The 4,145-nt window shown below is 64.4% G+C and carries 4 protein-coding genes; all 4 read right to left on the bottom strand.

The genetic code is table 11. The features are described from left to right. Positions 1-457: 457 nt before the first annotated feature. Positions 458-1,669, bottom strand: a complete 1,212-nt coding sequence (locus HY852_RS17600) for an IS91 family transposase (RefSeq protein ID WP_291606061.1) — start codon at positions 1,667-1,669, stop codon at positions 458-460. Between the two features lie 12 nt (positions 1,670-1,681). Then, positions 1,682-2,557, bottom strand: a complete 876-nt coding sequence (locus HY852_RS17605) for a site-specific integrase (RefSeq protein ID WP_291606062.1) — start codon at positions 2,555-2,557, stop codon at positions 1,682-1,684. A 392-nt stretch (positions 2,558-2,949) separates the two neighbouring features. Then, complete coding sequence (locus HY852_RS17610; protein WP_291606063.1) at positions 2,950-3,660, bottom strand: ABC transporter ATP-binding protein; 711 nt, start codon at positions 3,658-3,660, stop codon at positions 2,950-2,952. Further along, the coding region (locus HY852_RS17615) for an ABC transporter ATP-binding protein (RefSeq protein ID WP_367116370.1) at positions 3,653-4,145 on the bottom strand (493 nt) is incomplete at its 5' end. The genes HY852_RS17615 and HY852_RS17610, both read right to left, overlap by 8 nt.

A 4,145-nucleotide genomic window follows, 5' to 3' on the forward strand; every position in this document is an offset into this window, starting at 1 on the left:
ATCCGTGCTGGAATGGTTTTCCATTCCCTCCCAGGTGTCAACCTCTCCGTAAGGTGGAACTCATAAACGTGAGAATACAGACAGCGACGTTGGGGATTTGTTTTCCACTATTGTGAAGGTTTTCGGATGCCGGCCGTGACGGATGGTGCCGCATGCTCTGGCGGCCGGCGTTCCGAAAACCACCAAGGGAGGAAACCGCGGGAAGGGATACGTGGGTGAGGCGGCGTGCGCTATGGGGATTTGATTGCCGCGGCTGATGAGTTGGATCGCGGACGAGGCGATGCGCCATGTCGGCCTGCGGCGCTGCGGCTCATAGATGAGCGGCTGGCTGCGCCGAACGGTGCAGGCGCTTGGGCGATTTGGTGGGAAAGTCGTGCATTCGGGCGAGCGCCGGCGTGGCCGGTCGAGCACCGGCGAGGAGAGCGAGCGAGCTTGCGGGATTGTGGCGCGAGCGGTGTCATGATGTGTCGATCCCGATCGTCGGACCTGTTGGCCGCTGGCGGGGCGTTGAGCCGCGCGCGAAGGTCTCGATAATGATCATGCGGCCGCCGCAGCAGGGGCATGGACGCGGCAGCACGCGCGGTTCGTCGAGCGCTGCGGCCTCGGACGTGTCGGGCTGTTCGGAGCGGGACGGCACGGCGAGCGACTTGCGCGCCTGCGCGATGTTGTCGGCGCAGGCGGCCTTGGCCAGCAGGCCGTAGTGACGGATGCGGTGGAAGCCGCGCGGCAGGACGTGAATGAGGAAGCGGCGGATGAACTCGTCGGTCGCGAGCGTCATGATCTTCTGCCGGTGGCGGCCCTTGGCGCGATAGTCCTTCCACTTGAAGCTGACGCCTTTGCGGTCGCAGGCGATCAGCCGGCTGTTGGCGATGGCGACGCGGTGGGTGTAGCGCGACAGGTAGGCCAGCACGGCCGCGGGCCCGCCGAACGGGCGCTTGCTGTAGACGACCCATTCGGTTCGGCGTAGCGGCGCCAGATAGGCGGCGAAGGCTCGCGCGTCGGCGAGAGCGCCATGGTTGCCGAAGAATTGGAGACGGCCGACTTTGTGTGCTGCGAGCAGCATGGTGAGCAACAGTCGTCGGAACAGGCGCGAGAGTACGCGCACCGGCAGAAAGAAGCCGGGCCGGCACGAGACCCAGCGTTCGCCGTCGAGCGAGATGCCGCCGCCCGGCACGATCATGTGCAGGTGCGGGTGGTGCGTCATTGCCGAGCCCCATGTGTGCAGCACGCAGGTCATGCCGACGCGCGCCCCGAGGTGCTTGGGATCGGCCGCGATCGTCAGCACGGTCTCGGCCGCAGCCTTGAACAACAGATCGTAGATCACGGCTTTGTTCTGGTAGGCGATATCGGCGATGGGGGCCGGCAGCGTGAACACCACGTGGAAGTACGGCACGGGCAGCAGATCGGCCTCGCGCTCGGCGAGCCACTTTCTCGCGGCTGCGCCTTGGCACTTCGGGCAATGCCGGTTGCGGCAACTGTTGTAGGCGATGACGGTGTGGGCGCAGTCCTCGCAGCGCGCGACGTGCCCGCCGAGCGCCGCCGTGCGGCAGTTCTCGATGGCCGACATCACCTTGAGCTGGCCGAGGCTGACATGGCCGGCATTGGCCCGGCGCCATGCCGGGCCGTGGCCGCGGAAGAGGTCCGCGACCTCCAGCACTGGGCGCGACACGCGCGCCGCGCGTCAGGCGGGCGGCTCGGGCTGCGTGAGCTGGCGCGTGATGTGATCGAGCGGGCTCATTATAGCGCGGATCGTCTTGGTGGCGACCCGCGTGTAGAGCGCCGTGCTGTCGAGCTTGGCATGGCCGAGCAGGACCTGGATCACGCGGATGTCGATATTCTGTTCCAGCAGATGAGTGGCGAAGCTGTGCCTTAGCGTGTGCGGTGATACGCGCTTGCCGATCTCGGCCATATGCGCCGCGGCATGGCAGGCGCGCGTGAGCTGGCGTGTTGTCATCGGCCGAATAGGATTGCTGCCCGGAAACAACCAGCCCTGTGGGCGTGCCGCCTTGTACCAGGCGCGCAAGAGTTCAAGCAGATGCGGCGACAGCATGACGTAGCGATCCTTGCGGCCCTTGCCTTGTTCGACCCGGATCACCATGCGCTTGCTATCGATGTCGGACACCTTCAGTGTCACCACCTCGGAGACGCGCAATCCGCCGCCATAAGCCACGCTCAGGGCCGCCTTGTACTTGAGGCCCGGCGCCGCATCGAGGAAGCGCGCCACCTCCTCCGGACTGAGAACGACCGGCAGCTTGCGCGGCTCATGGATGAATGTCGTGTGTGCGGCGATGTCGTGTCGTCCAAGCGTGACCCGGAAAAAGAACCGCAGCGTCGCAACGCTCTGATTGAGGGTCGACACGCCGACGCCGCTCGTAGCGAGATGCAGTTGATAGCGGCGAACCTCCTCGAACGTCGCAGTATCGGGCGAATGGCCGAGGAATGCGGTGAACTTCTTGATCCTTTGCACGTAGTCACGTTGCGTCTTCGGCGCTAACTTACGGATCGTCATGTCTTCGATCATGCGCCGGCGCAACGGGCTCATTGCCTCGTCGGTCATGGGGATGCTCCTGTCTGATGTGAGGTTGGCAAACCCCTCATCTTCAGACAGGACGCGCCCTTTATCGCCCCGGCGGTGCCGCCCGCCGCAGCACCCTACCGCGCGAGCGGTTTAGTCCTTTGACATTTAGAGCGTGATCCTCTTAGATTGAATCACGGTACTTCCCTAACATTTTGCTTGCGCATGATCTTTTCCGATAACCGGTTCCCACTTTTCGGAAAAGATCATGCGTTAGCTGTCAATTCAACCGCACCCGCGTTTGTCCGCTATCGGGAGGCCGGCTCAACCGGCGTCGGAGTCAGGTCGATGGCCTGAGCCTGCCTAGCTGTACCAGGGGAATCGGCGGACCTCACAGGCATCCCGAGAAGTTTACGCTCTTTGACCGGCCGCGCTTATACCGCCAGATATTTGCGCACGGTTTCGCTGTCCTGCATAAGTTCTTGCATGGTGCCGTGGTGGCGGATGATTCCGTTCTCGACAATGTAGGCGTATTGGGCCAACCGCCGTGCGAACTTGAGGTTCTGGTCGGCGATGAGGATGGTCATGCCCTCGGCGCCGACCTTCTGGATCGCCTCCACCAGTCCGCTCAGGATCAATGGGCTCAGGCCCTCGGACGGCTCGTCGAGCATCAACAGTTTCGGGTTGCCCATCAGCGCCCTGCTAATGGCTAGCATCTTCTGCTCGCCGCCGCTGAGGACCGCGCCCCTGCGCGTGCGGTACGCGCGCAACGGCGGGAACAATTGGTAGATCGTGTCGAGGTTCCAATAGCCGCCGCGCTGGCTGTGCCGGGCCCCTAGGGCCAGGTTCCTCTCGACGCTGAGTTCGGGGAAAATGCGCCGGTCGTCGGGCACGTAACCAATGCCCCGTTGCGCGATCTCGAACGTTGGCATGCCGCGAAGTTCGACACCGTCGAAGCCGATGCGACCGGACTGCACGTCGACGAGCCCCATGACGCTGCGCAGCGTTGCCGTCTTGCCCGCACCGTTGCGGCCCAGCAGCGCGACGATCCGGCCGCGCTCGACCGCAAGCGATACCCCCTGCAGCACCCGGCTGAACCCGTACACGGCCACCACGTCTTCCAACGCCAGGATTGGCTCAGGCACCGACGTCCTCCCCCAGGTAGATTTCCCTGACGCCGGCATGGTTGCGGATGGCCTCGGGCTTGCCATCGGTAAGCACCTTTCCTTGGTGCATGACGATGATCCGGTCGGAGAGAGCAAACACCACATCCATGTCGTGCTCGATGATGACGAATGTCACGTCGTGCAACCTGCTCAGCTTGCGGACGAGGTCTTGCACCTGCGCGCGCTCGCCCGGATTCATTCCCGAGCAGGGCTCGTCGAGGAAGCAGAGCCGCGGCCGGCAGGCGATCGCCATCCCGATCTCCAGAAATCGCTGGTCGCCGTGCGGGAGCGCCATCGCGCGCACGTCGCGCATCTTCGCGAGGCCGATGTCGGAGAGCAGGCTGTCCACCTCGGCCCGCGCTTCCGGGTCGCCATCCGGCCGCGCGAACGGGCGTCCGGCGTGCCCCAATCGCGCCAGCACCGGCAGCTGCAGGTTCTCCGCAACGGTCATCTTCTGAAAGACA

This window comes from Bradyrhizobium sp. (assembly GCF_016213215.1).
Lineage (GTDB): Bacteria > Pseudomonadota > Alphaproteobacteria > Rhizobiales > Xanthobacteraceae > Bradyrhizobium.